The organism is Arthrobacter sp. TJ-236 (assembly GCF_058269235.1).
This window is the reverse complement of record NZ_JBZCNI010000001.1, coordinates 1,769,743-1,793,121: the sequence shown is the minus strand read 5'-3', so window position 1 is coordinate 1,793,121 and position 23,379 is coordinate 1,769,743. Positions and strand designations below refer to the sequence as shown.

The window sequence follows — 23,379 nt, the reverse complement described above, 5'->3', positions numbered from 1 at the left end:
TTGCTCGTCGTCGGGCGCGGCGCACACGAACGCCGGGAACCGCCGGAGCGGTCTGGCCACCGATCCTACGACCTGTGGTCCGACCACACAAGCTATGCTGGCCGCATGCGTAACCATCAGGTCGTCTCGGCCTGGCTCGAGCAGGAACTGGCTGCCGGACGCCTGGCCGTAGGCTCCCGCCTCCCCGGCGAGCGGGCGATGGCCGAGCAGCTCAACATCTCCCGGGCGTCCGTACGCGAGGGCACCCGGGTGCTGGAGGCGCTCGGCGTCGTCCGCGCGGGGGTGGGATCCGGCCCCAGCGCGGGCACCGTGATCACCGCGAACCCGGCACTCGCCCTGGACTCCGCACTCCGCCTCCACGTGGCCAGCACGCACCTGCCGGTCGCGGACATCGTCCAGACACGCGTGCTGCTGGAGACCTGGGCGGCCGCCCACGCCTCACCGGACTCGCCCTCCCTCGCCGATGCCGCGCGGCTCCTCGACGAGATGGACGGGCACGACGACGGACCGGCCCGCTTCCTGGAACTCGACGCGCTGTTCCACGTGGCGCTGGCCGGCGCCGCCGGGAACGTGCTGATCGGCGCCATGATGGGTTCGCTCCGCGGTTCCATCCAGGAGTACACGCAGCGCCTCACCGAGGGTCTCCCCGACTGGTCCGCGACGTCGCAGCGATTGCGGGGGGAGCACAGGAGCATCCTCGAGGCGGTGACGGCGGGCCGGGGCGCAGGTGCGGCCACCCTCGTCCGGGAGCACATCGAGGGCTTCTACCGCGAGTCCGGCGTCACCCGCGACGCCACGCGCACCGACGCCTAGACTGCGGGCAGTGCGCCGACCGGCGCGGCGGGCGAGCGGAAGGAATCAGCCATGACATCGGTGGACGTGCTCACCGAGGCCCACGGACGCGTGCCGGACCTCGTCCGAGGCGCCCTCGAGGGCCTCGACGCCCGGGAGCTCGCCGAGCGGCCCGGCGGTACCGGCAACTCGATCGCCTGGCTGATCTGGCACCTCACCCGCGTGGAGGACGACCACCTCGCGGACGCCTTCGGCCACGACCAGGTGTGGCTCGCCCACGGCTACGCGGACCGCTGGGCGCTGGAGCTCGATCCCGAGGACACGGGCTACGGCCACACGCCGGAGCAGGTGGGCGCCGTGACCGTGAGTTCCGCCCAGCAGCTGCTCGACTACTTCGGCGCCGTCCATGCGCTGACCCTCAGCCTGATCGCGGGGCTCGACGACGAGGACCTCCGGACGGTGGTGGACGAGCGCTGGGACCCACCGGTCACGCTGCTGGTGCGGCTGGTCAGTGTGGTGGACGACGCCGTGCAGCACGCGGGCCAGGCGGCCTACGCGCGGGGCATGATCCTCGCCGCACGCTAGGACAGGCCGGTTCGGCGCACGGTGATGTTGAGCCGGCCGTCGAGACCGAGATCGGGGGGCGACGTACCCGGGAGCGTGCGGAGCACACCGTGGTAGGCGAAGCGCGACGCCCCGCCGAACACGAACAGGTCACCCGACTCCAGTTGGACGTCCTGCCACGGCCGGTTCCGGTTCGTCGTGTTGCCGAAGCGGAACACGCATGATGTCCCGAGGCTGAGCGAGACGACGGGGGCGTCGATGCGCTCCTCCCGGTCCTGATGCATGCCCATGCGGGCGTCGTCGTCGTAGAAGTTGATCAGCGCCGCGTCCGGCTCGTACGTCTCCGCGGCACCGGCGTCGATGGCGGTCTCCACGGCGCTGCGGGCCAGCGTGCGCAGCACGTCCGGGAAGGGGGCGACGGCGGCGCCCCCGACGTCATCGGCCGTGCGGCTGTAGCGGTAGGGCAGCCAGTGCCACCCGAGGCTCATGCTCCTGACCGACATGACGCCGCCGTGCGGCATCCGCGCCCTGCGCATCGGCACCGGCCCGCTCGCCCACGTGCGGCAGAGCTCCACGAGCGTGCGCTGCTCCTCGGGGTCCAGCCAGCCGGGTACGTGGACGGCGCCCGGGGCGAGCGTGCGTCGCGGCCGGGGGAGCAGGGCGTCCGCCGGATGGGTCATGATTCCATTCTTCCCCACATCTTCCCCTCGTCTTCGGTGTCCGCACCGGGCGCTCGGTAGCCACGCCGTTTGTTGCGGGTTTCTTCGGACTTCCCGCGGGGCCCGATCAAGGCTGCGACGAAAGACTCGTCAGGACGCCGGGGAGACCGGGCGAAACCAGACCCGGCGCTCGGATCGAGCCGCCATCGACTGCCTATCAGGGGACACGAACCGCGATGACACTGCAGGGGACACGACACAGTGACGGCGCACCGGCCGTCGAGGACGAGACGCACGACGACGCGACGCCGCCGACTTACCGCTCACGGGGCAAGCTCGACCGCGTGGTCGGTCTGGTGATCGCAGCGATCGTCCTGGCCGCCGCCGGTCTCCTCTGGCTCGCCGTCGCGGCCCAGGGGCCCGACACCTCGATCTCCGAATCGAGGGACGCCGTGATCGGCGTCTGGAGCGTGCTGTACAACTCCGAGGCTCCCGAGGCCGGCGTCATCCTCGCCGCGATCGCGCTGGCGCTCCTCACGGCCGCCGGCCTCGCCGTCGTCGAACGCCGCATCGCCATCTCCTCGCGCCGCTCCGTGGACTCCGGCCACCGCCCCCTGGCCCCGAAGATCGTCATGGCCTCGAACCGCGGCCAGTTCGCCGGCGAGGTCACCATCACGGTGCTGATCCCCGCTCACAACGAGGAGGCGTCGCTCCCGCAGACCATCGCCTCTCTCAAGACGCAGTCCCACCGGCCCGAGCGCATCATCGTGGTCGCCGACAACTGCACGGACGCGACCGTCCGCCTGGCCCGCGAGGCCGGCGTGGAGGTCATCGAGTCCGTGGGTAACACGAAGAAGAAGGCCGGCGCCCTCAACCAGGCGCTGACGCTCGTGCTCCCGCATCAGGGTGACAACGACGTCGTCATGGTCATGGACGCCGACACCCAGCTCGACGACGACTTCCTCTCGCACGCTGCCATGCACTTCGAGCAGGACCGCGCGCTCATGGCCGTCGGCGGCCTGTTCTACGGCGAGGAGGGGCACGGCCTGATAGGCCAGTTCCAGCGCAACGAGTACATCCGCTACGGCCGTCTCATGCGCCGCCGCCGCGGCCGCGTGTTCGTGCTGACCGGCACGGCGTCGCTCTTCCGGCCCGTCGCGCTCCGCACCATCGCCGCGAGCCGCGGAACCTCCATCCCGGGCACGCAGGGCGACGTGTTCGACACCGCCGCCCTCACCGAGGACAACGAGCTGACCATCGCCATCAAGTCCCTCGGCGGGCTCATGATCTCACCGCAGCAGTGCACCGTGGTCACGGAGCTGATGCCGTCGTGGCGGACGCTCTGGAACCAACGCCTGCGCTGGCAGCGGGGTGCCCTCGAGAACATCGGTGCCTACGGTCTCACCTCCTCGACCATGCGGTACTGGGCGCAGCAGCTCGGCATCGGCTACGGCGTGATCGCGCTCAGCGCCTACCTCGGGCTCATCCTCATCACCATCGTGGCCCTGCAGGAGTGGGTGTGGTTCCCGTTCTGGCTCGGCCTCGGCCTGCTGTTCACCGCCGAGCGCGTCATCACGGTGTGGAAGGGCGGCTGGAGGGCACGCCTGCTCGCCGCCACGCTCTTCCCCGAGCTCGTCTTCGACATGGTCCTCAACATCATCTACGTCAAGGGCATCATCGACATCTCCGTCGGCCGCCAGGCCGCGTGGAAGCACCTCGACCACGCCTCGTCCACCCGCACCCTCGAGTCACAGGAAGCCTGAGCCATGAGCCCCGCCATCATCGTCCCCGCCGGAATCCTCCTCCCGGAGAGTGTGCTGCACTCGAACCTCTTCGCCGTGCTGGCCGCCTTCGTGGCCATCAACACCGTGATCTACGCCTGCCTGGCGCTCTCGAACGTCCTGCCGAAGGTCTACCCCTCGGACTGGGTCACGAACCGCAACCGTCGCACCGAGACGCGCAGCATCTATCCCGACGCGAAGGCCTGACAGGAGCTCCACCAGCTCACCCCTCGCCGCCGGCGGGCACCTGCTCGCCGGCTTCGATGGGAGTGTCGATCCGGTTGCCGTCCACCGGCATGGGGCAGGTGCCGAACGGAGTGAAGGCGCTGGGGTAGTTGACCGAGCGGTTGAAGTCGATGACCACCGTGCCGTCCGGCCCGGGCCGGCCGGTCGAGACCTTCCGCCAGGGGGCGGTGCTCAGTCCGTTGGTGGTGTCGTGGAACGTGATCGCGAGGGACCCGTTCTCCTCCTGGACGGCCCGCAGACGATGCTGCCGTTCACCGCCCGGCAGCGTGAAGACGACATCGCCCGCGCTGACCTGCTCGCCGGACACCTCCGGGTGCGCCGTGCGGATCACCTCCGTGCGAGGCTCCGCGTAGGGCTCGAATCGGGCCATGACCACGAGGTCGGGCGCGTGGTCGAAGACGGGCACCCGGGTGAAGCGAGCGAGCGTCGGGGCCTCTGCGTCCCTCGTCCTGATCGCGTAGCGCCCCGCGCGGCGCGCGAGCTCCACCACGATCCGCCGGCCGTCCCCGCCTCCGTGGGCCACCCACATCAGCGACTCCTCGTCCTCGAGCGCCACGATCAGAGCCCCGACCACGGGACGGTCCGTCGCGAGCTCCGTCAGGGCGTCGTCGGGCCCGGCAATGACCGACGCACCCTCCGGGTCCGCGGACCACAGCCCCGGCACGTGCTCCACCGGCGCGGGCTCTGCGCCGAGCCACTGGAAGGACGTCAGAGTCAGCCAGCCGTGCGGCTCGGCGAGTGCCGCATCCCGGGCCGCACGGAAACGGGTCCAGCCCTCCACTGCCGATGGTCGTGTCACGGTGTCCTCCTGGTCGACGGTGCCTGCACCGGTCAGAACCGGCAGCCGAGCCGGTCCATTCCTCGCCCGCCCCGCTGCACCTTCCGGCCGCGTCGGGTGACGCGGCATAGCGCCCGGGGCTATGCCCGTCCACCCCGTCGGAGTGCATGCCCTTCCGCAGCGGCGCCGGCGCTCCTCTGCCACGATGGGGAGTCGGTGTCGGAGAGGCGACCGATACGCACCGCTTCCCGGAGGGTCTGAATGGTTCATCAGCCGGATTCCTTCACGATGGAACGCAGTGGTTCCATCGTGAAGCTGCGATGGAACGAGGGTGCGACCATCACTGTCGCCGACGTCGCGCGCTCGGGAGAAGTGCTGCAGGACCTGACGGGTGGGGACTTCACGGGACTCGCCGTTTATGTGCGGAAGCTGGTGCGGATCGACCCCGAGGCCCGGGAGCTCATCACCACCACCGATATCGGGCCGAAGGTCGCGCTGATCTGCGCTGACCCGGTGGACGCCGTGATCACGGGTTTCGCCCACCAGTCGATGTCGCTCACCCGCTTCTTCAGCGCAGAGGAGGAGGCGCTCGAGTGGCTGCAGGAGGATGACGAGGAGCACGATGACTGACGAGACGACTGACGAGACGACTGACGGGACGACCGCTCAGGCGCGCCCCGTGACCAGCGACGACGCCGAGACGCCCGACGACGCGGGGACGCCCGACGACGCGGGGACGGACGATCCTGGCACCGCCGTCGTCGGCCCCGCGGAGGCGCCCGGTGTGCCGGTGCCGGTACCCGCTCCCCACACGGACGACGTCGATCATGTGGTGCTGCCGCATCCCGACCAGCCCACCTGGCGGGAGGACTACCCGTACGACACCCGGATGACCGAGCGTGAGTACCAGAAGGCCAAGCGGGCGCTTCAGATCGAACTGCTGAAGATGCAGGGCTGGGTCAGGGCGCGCGGTGAGAAGGTGGCCGTCCTGTTCGAGGGGCGCGACGCCGCGGGCAAGGGCGGCACCATCAAGCGTTTCACCGAGAACCTGAACCCGCGCGGTGCCCGTGTGGTGGCGCTGGACAAGCCGAGCGAGAAGGAACGTACCCAGTGGTACTTCCAGCGCTACGTGTCGGTGCTGCCGTCCGGCGGGGAGATCGTCCTGTTCGACCGCTCCTGGTACAACCGTGCGGGGGTGGAGCGCGTCATGGGGTTCTGCACGCCGGCCGAGTACCTCGAGTTCATGCGGCAGGCTCCGGAGCTCGAGCGCATGCTGGTGCGGAGCGACCTGCACCTCATCAAGTTCTGGTTCTCCGTGTCGCAGGAGGAGCAGCGCAGGCGCTTCGCGCAGCGCCACACGGATCCGGTGCGCCGCTGGAAGCTCAGCCCCATGGATCTGCAGTCACTCGACAAATGGGACGCCTACACCGAGGCCAAGGAAGCCATGTTCTTCTCCACGAACACGGCCGACGCCCCCTGGACCATCGTGAAGAGCAACGATAAGAAGCGGGCCCGGATCGAGGCCATCCGCCATGTGCTGTCGGTGCTCGACTACGACGAGAAGGACCACGACGTCGTCGGGACCCCCGATCCACTGATCGTCGCCACGGGCCCCGGCTCCGCCGACTTCCCGTCCGACGGCAACCTGGGCCGGCTCTTCCCCACGCGGTAGGCGGCAGGTCGGCTGGGGCGGCTGGAAGTGCAGGGAGAACGCGCCATATCGACGGTTCCTCTGCCCGTGGTAGGTGTTCGACGGTGCTGAGCACATCTGCGGTTACATCGGTGCCGTCGCAGCGATGTTCGACCGTGTCGCGTTCCTCGATCAGGAACGGACAGTGGGTCAGGACGGCGCCAGCGTCTTCGTGGAAACGAGAGGAGACGTCCCCTCGTCCGCTGAGAAACTCGATGCAGCGCATGAAGACATTCGGCGTCAGAGCGAAAAGCCAAACTGCTCATGGTCCCGGTGCGAGTCAGCAGTAGTGCATGCATGGTGCGCGTTCCTCAGAGGCGCATCGCGGGGGCAAAGGGCCGCACCTTTCTTGGGTGCGGCCCCTTCTCGATTCCTTCACGTCTCATGCAACAGCTTGTGATCACTCATGTTGCCCGCACTGATGCCCGTGAGGTATCCCGCTGCTAAGCGGTGAGGTAGGTGTCCTACACCCGGGGTGAGGCGTTGCCTTCCTGCTCTCCTTCGTACTGCCGAGACTGATCAATGTCCGCTCAGCACAGCGCTGGAGATGGACGCAACCTCGACGATTATTGGCGGGCCGTTCGTGCCCTTCAGGAAAACGGAGCACCTCATGAGCACCCCGAACACGACAGACAAAACTTCCTTCGTTCCGACGTGGAACGCGGAGACCTTCCGAACCCTCACAGGTGAAAGCGAGGAACAGCACTTCGCCCTGCTTACCGGCGGAACCGTTCTTACGCTCGATCCGCGTACCGGCGACTTCCCTCGGGGAGACGTTCTCTACGGTGGAGACACCATCTATGGGGTCGGGCCGGGCCTTCTCACGGCCGCCGGCGACGATGGCATGATCCTCATCGACTGTGCAGGAATGACGATCGTGCCGACAGTCATCGACTCCCTCGCGGTCCTCGGACTGCGTAGCAAGCGCACGGACCGGATCGGCACCATCACATCCGGGAATCATATGGACCTTGCTGTCATTCCCACCGAATTCGCCGGCACCATCGCCCAGGCCGCCGACACCCTCATCAACAACCCCGAGAAGGTCATGGCTCTGTTCTCCAAGGGCGAGATCGTGCGATGGGATTACACCAACCTCCGCACGACCTTCAGTGGGTCCGGTACCAGCACCGGACCCCAGGACCTCAGCGACAGCCCCTACCTGGGCATGTGGATCGATGAGAACGGCTTCCTCTACCAGGAGCTCACCGCTGACGGCCGCTACGACGAAACCCGAGGAGGCCGACCGCACGCCTACCAGGGACGCTTCTGGATCGACGGAACGCGGATCGACTACCTCGACGACCTCGGCTTTTGGGCTTTCGGCGACTTCGTAGGGGATCGCCTGCATCACGTCATGTACCGGCTCGACCGCAAGTAGTACAGGGCCGTCCTTCCAGCCGCTGCATGTATGAGGGCTTGAAGGACGGATCTACCTGCAACTCACGTGCCTATTGCCCGACCAGGAGCGAACCAGTCATGAGCAGAACTATCTCGAGGTAGGAGAGTGACCACACGTCGCCCAGCCTCGATTTTCGCCAGCTTGCTTCCCACCAGGCTGTGAACGGCCCTACCTCGGTGTCCTACGGCTCGCCGCTGACTACTACTCTCGTAAATTTCTTCACTGGCACAGTCGTGCTCCTTGCTGCTTGGCTGATTAGGCTCCCTCTGAGCGGTCCAGCCAACGGGCTCCCAGCCGAGTGTTGGGTCACCCTGGTGGGCCCATGAGTCGCATCTTCATGTGCGTCGGGACCGTGCTCGTCCGCAGCCTGGCGGTTCTTTTCACCAGCCTGTGCATGATCGGAGGGGGCAACTCATCGGTTCTCTCCAGCTTGATCTCATAGTTCCCACTTCTGGCACTACTGTCGTCTTTGCAACCGTGGCCGGGACGATCCTGGCGCTTGGTGCCAGCACCCTCTCCACTCTTCCCTAGCCGCGCTTGACGAGGCCTTGATCACAATCGTCCTTCCATGCATGAGAAGGGACTGCTTCCGTTACCGGTGCAGTCCCTTCGTTCTTCATATGATGCTGCGATGGCCTTTACATAGTTGATTTCGCGTTTCACCATCAGGAACTATAGGCAAGCACCGAAATTACGTGAGCATCAATTACTGGGGATCACTGACGGAACTGCCGGAACGTAGTACGGAGGGTGGCTATCCTTTGTCATCTTCGCGGTAAAGCACGAGGTGCTCGTGATAAAGAACTCCGTCCCTGATGTCACCCGTAGCAGTGAAACCGGTGTCGTCCCGGTAATCCAGATGCGATCCGGCGACCTGATAGGTGCCGGTGTAGGCGCTCGTCCTGTTCCCCCTCGCTTCGTCGTACCGGCCGTCGGGAAGAAGCTCCTGACGGATGTGGCCATCGGCTGTTACCCACATCCCGACGACGTGCACGTCGGAGGCTGCTTTTGAGGCACTCATATAATTCTCCTGTAAACACCGCGACTTCAATGGGCTGTCGTCGCATCGCTTCAACAGTAGGAAGTGTTTGTCGAGACGGCGTGGGTGTGCCGCACCTATGCTGCTCGCCGACACCCGACCACTCGAGAACTCGGCGTCTGGTTGTCCCGTAACCCTTGCGTTAGGACCGGCTGCTAGGCGCCTGCGACGCTCAGATCGCGGTTGCCTATCGGGTGTAGCACTGCGCGTTGCATCCCGGGCCGTAGGGCGCTTGAACTGATCGCGCGCACCGCAGGAATCGAGGCAAAGTGAGGCTAGGTGTGGCAGAGCTACGCACGTCCCTCATCAGCGAACATAGGCTGTAATCCATGATCACATCAGATCTCGGTACCTACCTTCGAGTGCAGCGTGCTGCTACCCAGCCCGCGGAGCTAGGGCTGCGCAGCTACGGACCCAGGCGGGTGAGCGGTCTGCGGCGGGAAGAGGTTGCATCAACCGTGGGCATCAGCGTCGATTACTACGCCCGTCTCGAGCAAGGACGTGAGAAGCATCCTTCTCCTCAAGTCATTGAGGCGCTGGCTCGGATCTTCAGACTGACTGGGGACGAGAAAACGCACATGTATCGGCTCGCTGGTCTTGAGCCACCTCTCGCCCGACCCCTGGGAGTGACTCCTTCCCCAAATCTTGTCCGCCTCATCGCGAACTGGCCGTCGCAGCCCGCGCTGATACTCAATCCGACCTTCGACGTACTCGCAAGGAATCGTATCGCTGACATCTTTTTCCCAGGTCTTCGATTCTCCGAAAACCTTCTTGTCATGGTGTTCCTCGATTCTGACGCCAGGACGTTCTACCGGGACTGGGATCAGGTGGCCGAGTACAGTGTCGCAGCGCTCCGATCGGCCCAAGGGATGCCTTCCTCCCGGGCCCGAGCGACACAGATTGCTGAGAAGCTCGTCCAAAACAGCAGCGAGTTCGCAGCGATGTGGCAGAAACACCAGGTACGAACAAAGACACAAGGAGCGAAGCGCTTCCTCCATCCGGAGGTTGGCGAGGTCACTCTGGATTACGAGACGCTGGAAGTCGCCGGCACGCCGGGCCATCAGCTCCTGATCTACCACGCAGAGACAGGCAGCCCGAGTTCCGATGCCCTGGAACTCCTGGGAACGCTGTCCGCAACCGATCAGGCCGAAGATGCCTAGCTGTATCTTGGCCGGGTGACCGATGACCTGCGGTCCGTCGAGTTGTCACCGCGACCACCATTGATTGATGATCTTCCTTCTTTACCGTTTCAGCCTTTCAGCCCTGTGTGAGCGAGCCCTTCGAGGAAGTGGTGCTGCGCGGCGATGAAGACCAGTAGCACCGATTGGTTGCACAACGCACGTGCGCCCCTGCCTTCATAGGTAGGGGCGCACGTTTGTGCCGCGGGAGCACTGAGGGGTGGAGGATCAGCCGGCGGTGGGTTTGCCTCCGACCCGGAAGTGAACGGTCAGGGGTTCCGACACCCGTTCCCCAAGGCTCTGGGTGATGGTGAGGTTCCGGTTGCCGGGAAGGACCGGCTTTCTGGCACTGATCGCCCAATGACCCTCGTCGTCGACCGTTGTTGTCGCGGTCATGCTGCCGGTCATCGTGATGGTCGCTCCCGGCACACCTGTTCCGGTGACGTGCTTGAGCGGCTTGGTTGTGGCTCCGTCGACGGGGCTTGTGAAGGCGACGTCGTTGACGTCTGCGCGGGCAGTGAGCCATTCGGACTGCTCGAGGGGGTGATCGACGACGCGCGTCTCACCGATGCATCCGTTCCACCCGTTCGTGGCCTTGTCATCGACCCAGTCGGAGCCGAAGAGCCAGGGCATGTTCTGCTGCAGTCCGTGTCCGATCGTGTTGGTAGCGATTCGAAGCACGGGCGCACCGTCGACGTACATCGTGGTCTCCGCGGTATCGGGCTTGTTGACGAGGGCGACGTGGACCCAGCGGTCGAGGATGATCTCCCCGGACCAGTTGGTGCGGTCACCCTTGGTGGTGTCACTCGGTACTTCTGTCCACTGGAATTCCTTGAGGCTCGATACGCCGAGAGCCGCCGGGCTCGCAGTCCAGTCCCAGCGGGTCTGCGGCACGCCGATCTTCGACCGGTTGCCGGAGCGGACGATCGCCTTCATCCATGCGTTGTCGTCCTCGGTCCACGTCGGGTCGATCTTCAGGAACGTCTCGATCGTGTAGCCGTTCGGGAGGGCAGCGTTGTTGACCGGAGCGTCCACCGGTGTGGTCAGGTAGCTGAACCGGTCGGTGCGTTTGCTCGATCCGGTGAAGCACATGGCAGCGCTGTCGGCTGAGAGGGGGTGTGCGTCGCCGGTGACGGTGACATCGCCGTCCTGCGCGGTGGGGGATCCCGACTCCGCGGTCGTCGCCCGGGTCAGGTCAGCACCTGCTTCGACGTCGGGGATGGTTCCGCCTGCGGGCAGGACGCCTTCCCTGCCGTTCATGCGCCAGTGGGCGAGAGTGCCCTCGACCTCGGGGTAGTCCTCGGTCGAGGCAGGGGGGACGACGACGGGCGCTTCGGGTTCGGTGAAGTCCTTGAGCAGGATCTCCCGGGCTTTCTGCGTCAGAGAGGGCTCGTCCGCGGAGCCGGCAGTGAAGGAGGGGTTGAAGCCACTGAACCTGTCGCGGAAGTCCAGATCGATGGTGAACTGCTGGTTGGGCCCCTCGAGGAATGCCTGGTCGAACGAGGTGAGCATCTCGGTCGGTTTCGACACCACCCAGGGTGACCCGGTCTGCATGGAGATCCGGTTGTTGGTCAGGTCGAACTCGAAGAGCCCGAGGTACCCGTTCCCGCCCTCGTAGGCCATCTGGTAGTCCGTGACGATCTGCGTGACTGTGTTCCCTGCGTCGTTGAGCTTGGTCTGCCGTGCGGCGCCGTGGAAGTGCCCGTTGAGGGTCATGAAGATCTGATCATTGCCGCGGATGAGGTCGTTCCACAGGCGCAGTCCGTAGGCCGTGTCCTTCGGGGTGACGCCGTCGGATTCGATGTCGATGACCTCGTGGGAGGTGAGGATGACGGGCACCGTGGGATGGGCTGCCATGACCTGTTTCGCCCAGTCCAGCGTGGCGTCGGAGGCCCGCCAGGACAGAGCGAGGACCATGAACTCCTGCCCCTCGGCCTCGAAGACGTGGTACTGGTTCATGCCCGTCGGGTCACTGCCGCCGTAGGTCGCTTGACCAGCGGCGCGGTCCTTACCGAAATACTTCAGGTAGGGCTCTCGGGCGAGGTCGTACTCGGTGTCGTACACGGTGTCCGAACTGTTCCGGACGTCATGGTTACCCGCGAGGATCGAGTACGGGAGCGCGGCCTCTTCGAGGGTGCGCATGGCCCGGTCCGCGGTATGCCATTCACCGTCCTGGTTCACCTGATCGACGACGTCGCCGAGGTGCGCGACGAAGGGGATCTCGAGCTCCTCAGCGTGCGTGGCGAGCCACTCGGTCTGTTCTGCGAACGGGTTGTTGCCGGGCCCGTAGCGGTCCGGGCGCTCGAACTGCGAGGTCGCGTACCGCGAGTAGAACTGGGTGTCCGGAAGCACGGCGAAGGTGAATCGCGACGCCAGATCGCTCGTGGCGTTCGTCTCGGCAGGCGAGTCGACGGATGAGAGGTTGCCAGCGGTGGTGAGGGGCTCATCGATTGCATGAGCGGACGAAGTCCCTGTCGACAGGGACGACCCCGCTGCGATGGTGACCATCGCAAGCAGCGAGGCCACCATGGTCGTGGGCGTCCTGCTCGGGGGAGGAAAGCGAGACGGCCAGGTTGTCCGGCTGGAAGAGGGCATGGGTGCTCCAATGCTGGTGAGAAGAGAGATGGATCTTCGTCCGGAGGAAAGCTTCACCGACCCATGTGAGTTCAATCTTGAGTTGATGTGAACAGGGCGAGAACTTCGGCTCGGTTCACGCGCGCGATGCCGGAGACGACTCCGGGCGGACCTCCAGCGATCGGTCGTGCCAAGAAGCAGGGCCCGCGGGAACCGGAGCCGAGCTTGATGGCGGCCCTGCGGTGTCGCCGCGAGATCCGCGACGAAGAGGGAGGTACTGACCCGACGAGCTCGGAGACAAATTGCGCAGACCTCGCGCTGGGCCCCGGCGGGCCCTCTGCGCCGGTAAGGAGTAGGTGCGGCTCAGCCGCTGTAGCTGCCCGCCGCGCCGAGGCCGGCCAGGATGATGACGAAGAATGCGACTCCGGACAGCACGCCGAGCGCCCAGAGGATGGTGCTGATCCAGCCGAGCACCTTACCCGCGGTGGCCTGTACACCGAGTTTCTCCGCCTTGCCCGCCTGCCAGATGGCCATGGGCCCCAGCACGATGCCGGCGAAGAAGAGACCGACGATCCCGAGGATGAGCGAGAGCTGCGCCGCGCTCTCACCGGCAGGGGAGCGCCGCAGCTGACCGTACGGCTGCGCCTGGCCCGGCTGGTAGCCCTGGCCCTGCCCGTAATCCTGACTCTGCCCGTAGCCCTGCTGGTACGGCTGGGTCTGGCTGGGCTCGTAGGGCTGCTGGTACGGCTGATCCGCGTCGTACGGCCGGCTGTCGTGGCTGTTCGTCCGGTCGTACGCGCCGCCGTCGTAGGGCTGGGCGTCGGGGCCGTTCAACGGGTTACTCGGCTGGCCGGAGGCGCCGCCGTCGGAGGGTGTGGACTCGTTACCGGAAGAGTGCGGGCCGGTGGTCGGATCGTTCGTCATGGTTGCTCCCCTGCCCGGTGCGCGGTCTGCCGCGCTGTCGTCCCGGTCAGCACCATCATGCCGGTTCGCCGCTGACCTGCCCAGTGTGTCCGGCCGCGCGATGGAGCCGGAACGTGAGGAACAGTCTGTGCGCGGTGATGACGACGGCGAGCCACGCCAGCCCGAGCGTCCACGCGACCAGCACGTCCGTCAGCCAGTGATGGCCGAGGAACACGCGGGTGAGGCCCATCGACACGGCGAACAGCGCCGCGAGGGTGATGGTGACGACGCGCGTGCGGGTGCGTTCCTGCCGCATCACCAGCAGGTACGCGACGATGCCGGCGATGACGAGCGCGTTCAGGGAGTGCCCGCTCGGGAAGGACGGCGAGGTCTCGTACGGGGGCACGGCGAGGTCCATGGGAGGCCGCAGGCGTCCGATGGCATCCTTCCCCGCGACCGTCATCAGCAGCGAGCCGAACGCCGCGGCGGGTAGGAGGATCAGGGGCGTCCACGAACGTCGGCGCACGGCGAGCAGCACCATGACGGCGACGGCGAGGATGGGCATGCCCACCGGTCCGCCGATGTTCGTGTAGCCCGTGATGAAGGCATCGACCGGCCCGCTGCGGAGCGACACCGCGAGACCGAGGGCCGGCTGATCGAGCGCGGCGACGCCGTTGGCCTCCACCACGGACTCGTACACCTCCGCGGAGGCCGCGGTGAGCGCCGCGGCGACCCCGCCGCCGACGGCGATGAGCAGCAGCAGTGCGGCGTGTGCACCGATGGCCCGGGCGATCGGACCGACGCACCGCACGAGCAAGCGGCCGAGGGGAGTGGTCCACCGGGTGAGATCCCGCCGGCCGACATGGGTGTCCTGGTGCAGGGGCATCCATCGACTCTATGACGATGCCGGCAGCGGCGTGGAACCTGGCCGTGGGGAGCGGGTGGGGTTGCCCTCCACGCGGCATCCTGCCCGGCATCTCGTCCAGCGACCGTTCGGCGACCTGCCCGGCACCCCGTGGGAGGCGACGGCTAGGCTGACCGCATGAGCGATATCCGCCAAATCCGCGACATCGTCCGCGGCGTCCCCGTCTTCCCCGACGAGATGCCTCCCTTCGATCCGGAGAATGCACCGGACTCGCCGATCGAGCTCTTCGTCGAGTGGCTCGAGCGGGCGGTGGCCGACGGCGTGATGGCTCCGCACGCCGTGAACCTCGCCACCGTGGACGACGCCGGCGTGCCGGATGCGCGCGTGGTGATCGTGAAGGACGTGACGGCAGCCGGCTGGCAGGTCGCCTCGAGCAGCGACAGCCCCAAGGGCCGCCAGCTGACCGCCCATCCCGCCGCCGCCCTGACGTTCTTCTGGCCCGACGCCGGACGTCAGGTGCGTGTGAGGGGAACCGTGTCCACGGGCACCACCGAGGAGAACGACGCCGACTTCCAGCGCCGCCACCCCGTGGCGCGGGCCCTCGTCCTCGCCGGCAGCCAGAGCGCGCCCCTGAGGGACACGGCCGACGTCGAGACAGCTGTGCAGGAGCAGGTGCAGCGGATCGAGGAGGCGGGTGGTCTCGTGTCCACCACCTGGACCGTCTTCACGGTGGCCCCCGACGCCGTCGAGTTCTGGCAGGCCGATCAGGAGCGCCGGCACACGCGCCTGAAGTACACGCGGTTCGGCGAGGGGTGGCATCGCGAGATGCTCTGGCCGTGAGGCCCTAACCGGCCGTGGGCGGCGCGGCGTCGCCGTCCGGGTGGACGGGTTCCCCGACACGCACGCGCAGCCGGTGCACGAAGTCCAGCTTGTCGATCACCGCGGGTGGCAGCACGAACGGGTAGAGGTCATTGGCACCCATGCTCCTGTTGACCTGGTTGAGCGCCACCGAGAGCGGTATCCACGTCTTCCGCACCACCTCGCCGAAGTCCTCGCTCGTCGCGGGGCCGGGACCCGACGCGAGTCCGTGGTGCAACGCCGTATCCACGGTGTCGCAGATGTGCAGGTAGTGCGCGAAGGTCTCGGCGAAATCCTCGTACGGGTGCATGGTGGCGTACTGCGAGATGAAGCTCGCCTTCCAGTCCTCCGGCGCACCCTCGGCGTAGTGGCGCGTCAGGGCGTCCTTGTAGCTCTCGCGGTCGTCGCCGAAGATGCTGCGCGCGTGGTCCGTCAGGGCGGGGTCCGAGAACACCAGCGTGCCCTCGAAGTAGTGCCCGGTCTCGTGGCGGAAATGGCCGAGCATGGTGCGGTAGGGCTCGTCGAGCTTCGCGCGCATCTTCTCCCGGTGCGAGTCCACGGTCTCGGCGAGGTCGATCGTGATCAACCCGTTCTGGTGGCCGATCACCACCTTCTCCTCCAGGCTCGAGAGCAGGTCGAAGGCGAGCCCCCGCTCGGGGTTCTGGATCCTGTCCTCGATCGGCAGCCCGAGGACGTCCAGTTCGTAGATCAGGTGCCGCTTGGACCGCTCGGCGTCGAGGAACTGCGCCAGCCCGGTGGTGTCATGGTCCTCGGGGCGGCTGCGGGTGAGGGTGCAGCTGAAGCACTCGTCGCCGGTCTCCCTCACCAGCCAGGTGCACCCCGAGAGCGTCAGGTTGACGCAGCGCACGAGCGACTGCCCTTCGAGGTCGCGGTACACGCCGTCGTCGTCCAGGGGTGCGAGGATGCGCTCACCGCGGTGGAAGCCGAGGGGCGTGCCGCAGGCGAGGCAGCGGGAGTTCTCGAAGAAGAGCGGCGCCGAGCAGACGGCGCAGGTGAAGCGTTGAATGGGGACTCCCGAGGTGGTGTGCGGTCAGCCGAAGAAGACGATGCGGACCAGTGCGATGCTACCGATCACCAGGATGGTGGCGCGGAGGGCGACGGGTGAGAGCTTCCGGCCCACGCGAGCTCCCACCAGGCCACCGAGCGTTGCGCCGATGGCGATGAGGAGCACGAGGGTCCAGTTGATGGAGTCCCACGCGAACAGCATGAACGTCACCGCTGCCACGGCGTTCACTGCCGTGGTGAGCAGGTTCTTGATGGCGTTGATGCGCTGCAGGCTCTGGATGGTGACGATGCTCATGAAGCCGACGATCAGGATGCCCTGCGCGGCACCGAAGTAGCCCCCGTACACGCCGAGCAGGGCGATGCCGCCGAGCAGGAGCAGCGAACGGCGCGTGCTCGGGGCGGTATCCGGCGCTTCCTCACCGGCCTTGGCCGCGGCGGCGCGCTGCAGCCGTGGAGCGAGGGCCACCATCACGAGCCCGATGATGATCAGCACGGGCACGATCGCCTGGAAGGCCTGCGCCGGCAGGACGAGCAGGAGCAGCGCGCCACCGATCCCGCCGAGGACCGACAGCGGGAGGAGCCGGACCAGCAGCCGCTTGTTGGCCACGATCTCCCGCCGGTATCCCCACGAGCCCGAGAGCCCGCCGCCCACGAGGCCGATGTTGTTGGAGATGTTCGCGACGATCGGCGGGTACCCGAACAGGAGCAGCGTGGGGAACGTGACGAGCGTGCCGGATCCCACCACCACGTTGATCATGCCCGCCCAGAAGCCGGCAAGAAGGACGACGACGATCTCGAGCACGCGGGTTCCTCTCGGGGGGTGGAGGGAGCCCGCCGGGTCGAGGCACCGCCGTCAGGAAGGCGCGGCTGTCGGCGGAGAAGGGCACCACGCCAAGGATATGGCCGCGCGCGCTTCCCCCACGCCAGAGCCAGAGCCAGAGCCTCGGTCCGGCGTCAGGCGTCCTCGCGGCTGGGGCTCTCGAGGATGAAGAAGGTGGACTGGTTCCCGTCCTTGCGTTGCTCCTGGTAGACGAAGTTCACCTGGCGCTCGTCGAACGTCCGGAACCATTCCTCCCAGCTCACGCGGCGCAGCCCGTCGGGTGAGGTGATCTCCTGCGAGTACTTGATGGACTTCGACGTCTAGGGACCTGTGCGGATCCTGCCGCCGTCGGGCCCGGCACCGAGGTCGTCCGAATCCCCGGACCCGTCTCCGGACGCGCCGGATTTCTCGTACCCGGCGGACTTTTCGGGTCCGTCGCCGGACCCGCCCGCTCCCGAGGCATGCCTCCTGCTTCGCCTGGGCGACGGCGTCGACGAGTTCGCCCTTCCGGCTCCCGGAGGTGCCCGGGAGCCCCTCCTCCTTGGCCTCCTCGCGGAGCTCGTCCACTTTCATGCCGCGCAGTTCCGTCTCGCTGACATCAGGGGTGTTCGGGGTCTGGTTGCCGGGTTCGCCCGCCATGCTGATCTTGCTTCCGGTCGATGCTCCCGCGCAGGCCGTTCAACCCGGCCCGTGAGGAACTGAGCGTGCTTACTGCCCTCCCGGCGGGCGGAGCCGGTGTCAAGCAGAAGAGGCGACTCTAGGAGTGGTTCAGTGGCCGAACTCGTCGGAGTCCACGACGTCCGCATCCTCGCCGTCCGCCGTGTAGACCGCGGCGAGCTCGGCGCCGGAGAGCTCGAAGTCGAACACGGCGAGGTTCTGCGCCAGCCGGTCGGGGTTCGAGGACTTGGGGATGGCGACGAGCCCCTGCTGCACGTGCCAGCGCAGCACCACCTGCGCCGGCGTCCGGCCGTGCGCTTCGGCGATCGCGGCGATGCCCGGGTCGTCGAGGAGACCGCTTCCCTGGCCGAGGGGGCTCCAGGACTCCGTCACGATGCCGTGCTCGTTGTGGAAGGCCCGTTCCTCGATGCGGGGTCGCTCGGGGTCGAGCTGGATCTGGTTGACGTCGGGGACCAGCCCGGCGTCGATCACCTGCTGCAGGTGCGCGGGTGTGTAGTTGGACGTGCCCACTGCGCGGACCAGGCCCTCCTCCAGGAGGTCGGCGATGCCCTGGACGGCTTCGACATGGCGGCCCTGCGCAGGGTTCGGCCAGTGGACCATCAGGAGATCGATGTAGTCGACCCCGAGGAGCCCGGCACTCGTTTCGAACGCACGCCGCACGTCGTTGCGGCTGTGGTGCTCACGGTTGAACTTCGTGGTGATGAAGAGCTCCTCGCGCGGAACACCGGAGCGGCGGATGCCCTCGCCCACACCCTTCTCGTTGCGGTAGTTCTCCGCGGTGTCGATGAGGCGGTACCCCGCCCGGACGGCGGTGTCGACGGTCCCGGCCGCCTCGTCGTCGGTCAATGGCCACGTCCCGAGGCCGATCAGGGGGAGGCGCGCACCGCTGCGCAATTGGACGGTGGGGGCGAGTGCCATGGGGGAGCTCCTGATCGGGAAGGGGTACCACGTCACCCTTCCGTCCTGGCGGGTTCCACGTCAACCCGCTACACGAGAGGCGAAGGACGCGCCACTATCACCGCGGCAGACTGTCGGCAGTAATAAGTACACTTAATTTCTCCGAAAGACTTCAGCAGGCCTATGGTGCGTGTATGGCTCAGCAGCGGGCCACGATCCGTCTTCGTGGAGCTGCTATGTTCACTTTCCCGTTCGTCGAACACCGTCCTGCAGGCATGACGCCTCCCACCGACAGCCATGTCGACTGGAATGCAGCACCTGCCGCGCTTCCTTCCCCGGCCTCGCGGCTGGACGAGTCGGAGTTCCCCGGCGATCTCACCGTGGTCAGCACCCGGCACCTCCGTGTCCTGTGCAATCAGACGTACCGTCAGCTTGACCGCGACTTCCCGCCCGCCGAGGCGATCTACCAGTACGAGGAGCTCGTCAGGGAGATCGAACGCCGCGAGGTACAGGCCGAGAGCAACAAGCCACCCGTCAGGGTGCGCACGGGCTTCCGGGACAACGCGCTGTTCTCGCGCTTCGAACTCTTCAGCGACGGCACCATGGTGGGCCATGTCAAGTACGAGCTGAAGAGCTCCTACGCCGTGCTGATCCAGGCCGTGGTGGACCCCCGTTTCGATCCCACGGACGTGGAGCCGGCACTGATCCGCCAGGTGATGCTCAACGCGCACCGTCGCCGGATCTCCGTGGTGCCCTACTGCCCGCGGGTGAGGAACTTCCTCCGGGAGTTTCCCCAGTACCGCACCCTGCTCACGCCGGAGCAGCGCAAGAGGCTCGACTCCGTGCGGGTGTCCGTCCCGGAGGCCTAGGCCCGCTCCGGGGCGACCAGGTGTGCGTTCCGCACCTCGATCAGCCGGCGGAGGTACGGGCGCAGCAGGACGCGCTCGACGACGGCGCCCACCGGCCCGAAGGGCGCGGTGAACGTGACCCTGTCCACCATGGTGGTGACGCCGTCGTCCGTCGAGAACTCGTGGACGTGCCGGAAGGCGCGGAACGGCCCGCGGACCTGCTGGTCGACGAAGCGGTGGGGCGCCTCGTACTCCGTGATGGCGCTCGTCATCCTGATCGGGACACCGAAGTGCCAGGCCCGCCACGTGACGTGCTGGCCCATGCCGATCAGGCCCGTGGTCACCCCGCCCACGGCTCGCTCGCGGGAGAACCGCATGGACTCCGTGTGGGCGTCGATGCTGCGGGAGCGGTCGAACAGCTCGGCCTGTGCGAGGCGGGTGGTGGTGGTGCAGGTGAATTCGACGGTCATGACGGCAGTATCCCAGCGTGTCCGGCCGTCCCGTGCCGGGGCCTCAGACGCGCACGAGCATCTTCCCCGTGTTGGCGCCGCCCATCATGTCGAGGAAGGCGTCCACCGCGTGGTCGATACCCTCGACGACGGTCTCGTCGAACACCACGCTGCCGTCGGAGAGCCAGCGTGTCATCCGCTCCGCGAACTCCGGCTGGAGGTCCTGGTGCTCGGACACGATGAATCCCCTGAGGGTGAGCGATCGCATCACGAGATTCGCCATGTTGTCGGGACCCGGTGTCCGCTCGGTGGCGTTGTACTGCGAGATGGCGCCGCAGAGCGCCGCGCGCCCGCCGGTGTTCAGGCGGTCGAGTGCCGCTTCGAGGTGGTCGCCGCCCACGTTGTCGAAGTAGACGTCGATGCCGTCGGGGCTCGCATCCCGCAGCTGCCGCCGCACGGGTGCGTCCTTGTAGTTGAAGGCGTCGTCGTACCCGTAGCGCGTCCGCAGGAGGTCCACCTTCTCGGCCGATCCCGCGGACCCGATGACGCGTGAGGCGCCGAGGAGGCGTGCGATCTGCCCGGCCATCGAGCCGACGGCGCCGGCCGCGCCCGAGACGAAGACGACGTCGCCCTCCGTGAGCCCCGCGATGCGCATGAGCCCGGCGTAGGCGGTGAGACCGGGCATCCCGGCGGCGCCGAGGAACACGGACAGCGGGAGATCGGTTTCCGGCAGGGGCGAGAAGTGCGCGGCAGGGCCCTGCGCGAGGTCGCGCCAGCCGAGGTTGTGCAGCACCGCGGTGCCGACGGGAAGGGCCGACGACGCCGACTCGACCACCCTGCCCACCGCGCCACCGGTCATCGTCTCGCCGAGGCCGAACGGAGGGATGTAGGACTTCGACTCGTTCATGCGTCCGCGCATGTAGGGGTCCACGGAGACGAACTCGTTGTGGACGCGCACCTCGTCCTGGCCGAGGGGCGGCAGGTCCACCGTGACGGTGGAGAAGTTCTCGGCCGTGGGGGTCCCGACGGGCCGGGTGGCGAGCTGGATCTGCGTACTGGCGGTCATGAGTGCTCCTTCGGCGAACGTGGTTCCGTGGTGCTTCCTCACGGCGGCAACGGGTGGTTCCGGGTCCTTATTCCGTGGTGCACCGCCCCGTGCCGTTCCACGTTACCGGTGAGTAATATGAGCGCATGCACCTCCTCCTGCGCACGTTGCTGCTGCTGGTCGTGTCCCGCCGCAGGCCGCCGCTGCGCATCTGGGACGCGGGCAGCACCTCCCTGACGGTGCTGCTGACAGACATCGACATCGCGATGCACATGAACAACGGCATGTACTTCTCGGTCTTCGACCTGGGCCGGTTCGACCTCATGGTGCGCAGCGGCGTGTGGCGTGAGATGCGGCGCCGCGGGTGGAGCCCCGTCGCGGCGGGGGAGACGATCAGCTTCAGGAAATCGCTGCGTCTCGGGCAGCGGTACTCGATCGAGACCCGCATCATCGGGCTCGACGAGCGTGCCATCTACTTCGAGCAGCGCGCCGTGGTGGACGGCGAGATCTACGCCCGCGCGTACATCGGCACGCGACTTGTCTCGACGGCGGGCCCGGTCGGCATGGACGACGTCGTCGCGGCGTTCGGCACGCCGCCCGCCGACATGGTGCTGCCCGCATGGATCCACGAGTGGCGGCTGAGCACCACTCTTCCCAGCACCCGGAGACCGGCACCGCACGTCTGGTGATGGCGCCGGTACCCACTGGGGCGCCATGGTCGGTTCACGCGATGCGCGGACGGTGCAGCGCCGCGCGAGGAGGTGCACCCGGCTCGGAGTCAGGGCCCATCGGGGCCGTCACCTCTTGCGTGCCCACGTAAGTAGCCAGAATGCGGGGCCCCACCTCGTTCTCTCAAGGTGGTGTTCGCCTCCGAGGTGCCCGGCTGATCCGGGGCTACTGCCCGGACGACGCCCTTGCCGCCCTGCCGCGCACCAAGCGCTGGAGCCCGAAGAGCGCCAGGCCCACGGCCAGCAGAATGCCGGTGCGCAGCCAGATCTCCCCCGTCTGCTGTGTGAGCAGCAGGACGCAGGAGGCGATGGCGAGGTACGGGAAGACCACCGGGATGCGGAAGTGCTCGTGATCCACGCGGTCCTTCCGGAGCACGATCACCGCGATGTTGGTGCTGAGGAACACGAAGAGCAGCAGGAGCACCACCGTGGAGGCCAGGGACTCCAGGCCGCCGGTGAGGGTCAGGATCATGGCGACGGCGGTCGTGGCGACGATGGCCACCCACGGGGTTCGGCGCTGGGGGAGCACCCGGCTGAAGACGGAGGGGAAGAGGCCCTGCTCGGCCATGCCGTAGGTGAGGCGGCTGGACATGATCATGGTCAGGAGCGCGCCGTTGGCGACGGCGATCAGTGCCACCAGGCTGAACAGCCAGGTGGGGATGCCCGCTCCCGTGGCCGCGACGACGTCCAGGAGGGGTGACGTCGAGCCTGCCAGCTGCTCGGGCGGCATCGCGGCCGAGGACGCGAGCCCGATGAGCAGGTACACCACGCCCGCCGTGAGCAGGGCGCCGAACAGAGCGCGCGGGTACACGCGGCTGACATCCTTGACCTCCTCGGCCACGTTCGCGGAGACCTCGAAGCCGACGAAGGAGTAGTAGGCGATCAGCGACCCCGCGAGCACCGCGGACGCGGGGCCGACGCCGGGCGGGAACTCGTTGACGCGGGAGAGGTCCCCGTTGCCGCCCGCAATGAACACGCCGACGACCACGATCACGAGCACCAGCCCGGAGACCTCGATGACCGTCATGACGACGTTGCTCCGCACCGACTCCTTGATACCGCGCATGTTGAGCAGCGCCAGCAGCACGAGGAACACCAGTGCCGCGGGGACCGCCGGTACGTCGATGAACGTGGTGAGGTAGCCGCCGGCGAAGGCCTGCGCGAGCCCGGCCGCGCTGGTGACTCCCGCTGCGAGCATGCAGAAGCCCACGAGGAACGAGATGAACGGGGTCTTGAAGGCCCGCTCGGCGAACACGGCCGCCCCACCGGCCTTCGGGTACTTCGTCACGAGTTCGGCGTAGGAACCCGCGGTGAGCAGCGCGAGGGCGAGAGCGACCATGAGCGGCATCCAGATGGCGCCGCCCACTTCGGCCGAGATCACCCCCACGAGCGCGTACACGCCTGCTCCCAGTACATCGCCGAGGATGAAGAGGTAGAGCAGGGGTCCGGAGATGCCCCGCTTCAGCTTGGTGTCGGGGACATGTGCGAGTGTGGCCATGGGGCAGAGTGTAAGCAGAAGTGGTAAGCACCCTTCCTGTGAGTTGTGCGACTTGCGCATT

25 protein-coding genes and 2 pseudogenes are annotated in these 23,379 nt (G+C 67.2%); 13 read left to right on the top strand and 14 right to left on the bottom strand.

The genetic code is table 11. The features are described from left to right. Positions 1 to 105: 105 nt before the first annotated feature. Together AC4D16_RS08555 and AC4D16_RS08550 are read left to right on the top strand one after the other, a co-directional pair. Positions 106 to 813 carry a FadR/GntR family transcriptional regulator gene (locus tag AC4D16_RS08555; RefSeq protein ID WP_490947829.1) on the top strand — a complete coding sequence of 236 codons (708 nt, stop codon included), beginning with the start codon at positions 106 to 108 and terminating at the stop codon, positions 811 to 813. Between the two features lie 51 nt (positions 814 to 864). Next, positions 865 to 1,377, top strand: a complete 513-nt coding sequence (locus AC4D16_RS08550) for a mycothiol transferase (protein ID WP_490947830.1) — start codon at positions 865 to 867, stop codon at positions 1,375 to 1,377. Here the strand turns inward: AC4D16_RS08550 and AC4D16_RS08545 are convergent. Further along, positions 1,374 to 2,036, bottom strand: coding sequence for an alpha-ketoglutarate-dependent dioxygenase AlkB family protein (locus tag AC4D16_RS08545; RefSeq protein ID WP_490947831.1), 663 nt, complete (start codon positions 2,034 to 2,036; stop codon positions 1,374 to 1,376). The two genes, AC4D16_RS08550 and AC4D16_RS08545, sit on opposite strands and share 4 nt — an antisense overlap. 215 nt (positions 2,037 to 2,251) lie before the next feature. On the opposite strand from AC4D16_RS08545, the gene AC4D16_RS08540 reads away from it, so the two are divergent. Both AC4D16_RS08540 and AC4D16_RS08535 read left to right on the top strand, forming a co-directional pair. Next, entirely contained in the window at positions 2,252 to 3,778 is a 1,527-nt protein-coding gene (locus tag AC4D16_RS08540; RefSeq protein WP_490954617.1) for a glycosyltransferase family 2 protein, read from the top strand. A gap of 3 nt (positions 3,779 to 3,781) precedes the next feature. Next, positions 3,782 to 4,003 (top strand): hypothetical protein, encoded by a 222-nt coding sequence (locus AC4D16_RS08535; RefSeq protein WP_490947833.1) that lies wholly within the window; start codon positions 3,782 to 3,784, stop codon positions 4,001 to 4,003. Positions 4,004 to 4,019: 16 nt separating this feature from the next. Here the strand turns inward: AC4D16_RS08535 and AC4D16_RS08530 are convergent, their stop codons facing one another. Then, positions 4,020 to 4,841 carry a DUF1684 domain-containing protein gene (locus AC4D16_RS08530; protein ID WP_490954616.1) on the bottom strand — a complete coding sequence of 274 codons (822 nt, stop codon included), beginning with the start codon at positions 4,839 to 4,841 and terminating at the stop codon, positions 4,020 to 4,022. 240 nt (positions 4,842 to 5,081) lie between these two features. Between AC4D16_RS08530 and AC4D16_RS08525 the strand changes: the two genes are divergently transcribed. From AC4D16_RS08525 to AC4D16_RS08510, 4 genes and pseudogenes are all read left to right on the top strand, one after another. After that, positions 5,082 to 5,450, top strand: a complete 369-nt coding sequence (locus AC4D16_RS08525) for a DUF7793 family protein (RefSeq protein ID WP_490954615.1) — start codon at positions 5,082 to 5,084, stop codon at positions 5,448 to 5,450. Beyond that, positions 5,443 to 6,492 (top strand): polyphosphate kinase 2, encoded by a 1,050-nt coding sequence (gene ppk2, locus AC4D16_RS08520; RefSeq protein ID WP_490954614.1) that lies wholly within the window; start codon positions 5,443 to 5,445, stop codon positions 6,490 to 6,492. The genes AC4D16_RS08525 and ppk2 overlap by 8 nt, the downstream gene beginning before the upstream one ends. 565 nt (positions 6,493 to 7,057) lie before the next feature. Beyond that, positions 7,058 to 7,891 carry an Atu4866 domain-containing protein gene (locus AC4D16_RS08515; protein WP_490954613.1) on the top strand — a complete coding sequence of 278 codons (834 nt, stop codon included), beginning with the start codon at positions 7,058 to 7,060 and terminating at the stop codon, positions 7,889 to 7,891. Positions 7,892 to 8,064: 173 nt separating this feature from the next. Continuing rightward, positions 8,065 to 8,238: pseudogene (locus tag AC4D16_RS08510) on the top strand (DMT family transporter); the annotation flags it as partial. 428 nt (positions 8,239 to 8,666) lie between these two features. On the opposite strand, the gene AC4D16_RS08505 reads toward AC4D16_RS08510, so the two are convergent. After that, positions 8,667 to 8,933, bottom strand: coding sequence for an Atu4866 domain-containing protein (locus tag AC4D16_RS08505; protein WP_490947838.1), 267 nt, complete (start codon positions 8,931 to 8,933; stop codon positions 8,667 to 8,669). A 347-nt stretch (positions 8,934 to 9,280) separates the two neighbouring features. Here AC4D16_RS08505 and AC4D16_RS08500 point away from each other — a divergent pair, with 347 nt between their 5' ends. After that, positions 9,281 to 10,111 (top strand): helix-turn-helix transcriptional regulator, encoded by an 831-nt coding sequence (locus AC4D16_RS08500; protein WP_490954612.1) that lies wholly within the window; start codon positions 9,281 to 9,283, stop codon positions 10,109 to 10,111. Between the two features lie 246 nt (positions 10,112 to 10,357). Here AC4D16_RS08500 and AC4D16_RS08495 read toward each other — a convergent pair whose 3' ends face one another. Further along, the gene (locus AC4D16_RS08495; protein WP_490954611.1) at positions 10,358 to 12,481 is read right to left on the bottom strand and encodes a LamG-like jellyroll fold domain-containing protein; all 2,124 of its coding nucleotides are present in this window, start codon (positions 12,479 to 12,481) and stop codon (positions 10,358 to 10,360) included. Between the two features lie 145 nt (positions 12,482 to 12,626). On the opposite strand from AC4D16_RS08495, the gene AC4D16_RS08490 reads away from it, so the two are divergent. Beyond that, positions 12,627 to 12,815, top strand: coding sequence for a hypothetical protein (locus AC4D16_RS08490; RefSeq protein WP_490947842.1), 189 nt, complete (start codon positions 12,627 to 12,629; stop codon positions 12,813 to 12,815). A 251-nt stretch (positions 12,816 to 13,066) separates the two neighbouring features. Here the strand turns inward: AC4D16_RS08490 and AC4D16_RS08485 are convergent, their stop codons facing one another. Both AC4D16_RS08485 and AC4D16_RS08480 read right to left on the bottom strand, forming a co-directional pair. After that, entirely contained in the window at positions 13,067 to 13,627 is a 561-nt protein-coding gene (locus AC4D16_RS08485; RefSeq protein ID WP_490954610.1) for a DUF4190 domain-containing protein, read from the bottom strand. A 55-nt stretch (positions 13,628 to 13,682) separates the two neighbouring features. Continuing rightward, entirely contained in the window at positions 13,683 to 14,492 is an 810-nt protein-coding gene (locus AC4D16_RS08480) for a phosphatase PAP2 family protein (protein ID WP_490954609.1), read from the bottom strand. A gap of 156 nt (positions 14,493 to 14,648) precedes the next feature. Between AC4D16_RS08480 and AC4D16_RS08475 the strand changes: the two genes are divergently transcribed. Next, positions 14,649 to 15,311 carry a pyridoxine/pyridoxamine 5'-phosphate oxidase gene (locus AC4D16_RS08475; protein WP_490947845.1) on the top strand — a complete coding sequence of 221 codons (663 nt, stop codon included), beginning with the start codon at positions 14,649 to 14,651 and terminating at the stop codon, positions 15,309 to 15,311. 4 nt (positions 15,312 to 15,315) lie between these two features. Here AC4D16_RS08475 and AC4D16_RS08470 read toward each other — a convergent pair whose 3' ends face one another. From AC4D16_RS08470 to AC4D16_RS08450, 5 genes and pseudogenes are all read right to left on the bottom strand, one after another. Then, positions 15,316 to 16,356 (bottom strand): zinc-binding metallopeptidase family protein, encoded by a 1,041-nt coding sequence (locus AC4D16_RS08470; RefSeq protein WP_490954691.1) that lies wholly within the window; start codon positions 16,354 to 16,356, stop codon positions 15,316 to 15,318. Positions 16,357 to 16,380: 24 nt separating this feature from the next. Then, entirely contained in the window at positions 16,381 to 17,157 is a 777-nt protein-coding gene (locus AC4D16_RS08465; protein WP_490954608.1) for a sulfite exporter TauE/SafE family protein, read from the bottom strand. A 152-nt stretch (positions 17,158 to 17,309) separates the two neighbouring features. After that, positions 17,310 to 17,438, bottom strand: coding sequence for a hypothetical protein (locus tag AC4D16_RS08460; RefSeq protein ID WP_490947847.1), 129 nt, complete (start codon positions 17,436 to 17,438; stop codon positions 17,310 to 17,312). Positions 17,439 to 17,697: 259 nt separating this feature from the next. Further along, positions 17,698 to 17,748, bottom strand: a pseudogene (locus tag AC4D16_RS08455) (hypothetical protein); the annotation flags it as partial. Between the two features lie 195 nt (positions 17,749 to 17,943). Further along, complete coding sequence (locus AC4D16_RS08450) at positions 17,944 to 18,771, bottom strand: aldo/keto reductase (protein WP_490947849.1); 828 nt, start codon at positions 18,769 to 18,771, stop codon at positions 17,944 to 17,946. A gap of 215 nt (positions 18,772 to 18,986) precedes the next feature. On the opposite strand from AC4D16_RS08450, the gene AC4D16_RS08445 reads away from it, so the two are divergent. After that, positions 18,987 to 19,619 carry a GNAT family N-acetyltransferase gene (locus AC4D16_RS08445; RefSeq protein ID WP_490947850.1) on the top strand — a complete coding sequence of 211 codons (633 nt, stop codon included), beginning with the start codon at positions 18,987 to 18,989 and terminating at the stop codon, positions 19,617 to 19,619. Here the strand turns inward: AC4D16_RS08445 and AC4D16_RS08440 are convergent. Together AC4D16_RS08440 and AC4D16_RS08435 are read right to left on the bottom strand one after the other, a co-directional pair. Beyond that, positions 19,616 to 20,068: an SRPBCC family protein gene (locus tag AC4D16_RS08440; RefSeq protein ID WP_490954607.1), complete on the bottom strand. Its 453-nt coding sequence runs from the start codon at positions 20,066 to 20,068 to the stop codon at positions 19,616 to 19,618. The genes AC4D16_RS08445 and AC4D16_RS08440 overlap by 4 nt on opposite strands. A gap of 43 nt (positions 20,069 to 20,111) precedes the next feature. After that, positions 20,112 to 21,113 (bottom strand): NADP-dependent oxidoreductase, encoded by a 1,002-nt coding sequence (locus AC4D16_RS08435; protein WP_490954606.1) that lies wholly within the window; start codon positions 21,111 to 21,113, stop codon positions 20,112 to 20,114. 125 nt (positions 21,114 to 21,238) lie between these two features. Here AC4D16_RS08435 and AC4D16_RS08430 point away from each other — a divergent pair, with 125 nt between their 5' ends. Further along, positions 21,239 to 21,781 carry a thioesterase family protein gene (locus tag AC4D16_RS08430; RefSeq protein ID WP_490954605.1) on the top strand — a complete coding sequence of 181 codons (543 nt, stop codon included), beginning with the start codon at positions 21,239 to 21,241 and terminating at the stop codon, positions 21,779 to 21,781. 205 nt (positions 21,782 to 21,986) lie between these two features. Here AC4D16_RS08430 and AC4D16_RS08425 read toward each other — a convergent pair whose 3' ends face one another. Beyond that, positions 21,987 to 23,318 carry an APC family permease gene (locus AC4D16_RS08425; RefSeq protein WP_490954604.1) on the bottom strand — a complete coding sequence of 444 codons (1,332 nt, stop codon included), beginning with the start codon at positions 23,316 to 23,318 and terminating at the stop codon, positions 21,987 to 21,989. Positions 23,319 to 23,379: the final 61 nt, after the last annotated feature.

Coding starts and splice junctions, on each gene's coding strand:
- AC4D16_RS08555 (WP_490947829.1), top strand. CDS start 106: ATGCGTAACCATCAGGTCGTCTCGGCCTGGCTCGAGCAGGAACTGGCT.
- AC4D16_RS08550 (WP_490947830.1), top strand. CDS start 865: ATGACATCGGTGGACGTGCTCACCGAGGCCCACGGACGCGTGCCGGAC.
- AC4D16_RS08545 (WP_490947831.1), bottom strand. CDS start 2,036: ATGACCCATCCGGCGGACGCCCTGCTCCCCCGGCCGCGACGCACGCTC.
- AC4D16_RS08540 (WP_490954617.1), top strand. CDS start 2,252: ATGACACTGCAGGGGACACGACACAGTGACGGCGCACCGGCCGTCGAG.
- AC4D16_RS08535 (WP_490947833.1), top strand. CDS start 3,782: ATGAGCCCCGCCATCATCGTCCCCGCCGGAATCCTCCTCCCGGAGAGT.
- AC4D16_RS08525 (WP_490954615.1), top strand. CDS start 5,082: ATGGTTCATCAGCCGGATTCCTTCACGATGGAACGCAGTGGTTCCATC.
- ppk2 (WP_490954614.1), top strand. CDS start 5,443: ATGACTGACGAGACGACTGACGAGACGACTGACGGGACGACCGCTCAG.
- AC4D16_RS08515 (WP_490954613.1), top strand. CDS start 7,058: ATGGACGCAACCTCGACGATTATTGGCGGGCCGTTCGTGCCCTTCAGG.
- AC4D16_RS08505 (WP_490947838.1), bottom strand. CDS start 8,933: ATGAGTGCCTCAAAAGCAGCCTCCGACGTGCACGTCGTCGGGATGTGG.
- AC4D16_RS08500 (WP_490954612.1), top strand. CDS start 9,281: ATGATCACATCAGATCTCGGTACCTACCTTCGAGTGCAGCGTGCTGCT.
- AC4D16_RS08490 (WP_490947842.1), top strand. CDS start 12,627: ATGGTGACCATCGCAAGCAGCGAGGCCACCATGGTCGTGGGCGTCCTG.
- AC4D16_RS08485 (WP_490954610.1), bottom strand. CDS start 13,627: ATGACGAACGATCCGACCACCGGCCCGCACTCTTCCGGTAACGAGTCC.
- AC4D16_RS08480 (WP_490954609.1), bottom strand. CDS start 14,492: ATGCCCCTGCACCAGGACACCCATGTCGGCCGGCGGGATCTCACCCGG.
- AC4D16_RS08475 (WP_490947845.1), top strand. CDS start 14,649: ATGAGCGATATCCGCCAAATCCGCGACATCGTCCGCGGCGTCCCCGTC.
- AC4D16_RS08450 (WP_490947849.1), bottom strand. CDS start 18,771: ATGGCACTCGCCCCCACCGTCCAATTGCGCAGCGGTGCGCGCCTCCCC.
- AC4D16_RS08445 (WP_490947850.1), top strand. CDS start 18,987: ATGTTCACTTTCCCGTTCGTCGAACACCGTCCTGCAGGCATGACGCCT.
- AC4D16_RS08440 (WP_490954607.1), bottom strand. CDS start 20,068: ATGACCGTCGAATTCACCTGCACCACCACCACCCGCCTCGCACAGGCC.
- AC4D16_RS08435 (WP_490954606.1), bottom strand. CDS start 21,113: ATGACCGCCAGTACGCAGATCCAGCTCGCCACCCGGCCCGTCGGGACC.
- AC4D16_RS08430 (WP_490954605.1), top strand. CDS start 21,239: ATGCACCTCCTCCTGCGCACGTTGCTGCTGCTGGTCGTGTCCCGCCGC.
- AC4D16_RS08425 (WP_490954604.1), bottom strand. CDS start 23,318: ATGGCCACACTCGCACATGTCCCCGACACCAAGCTGAAGCGGGGCATC.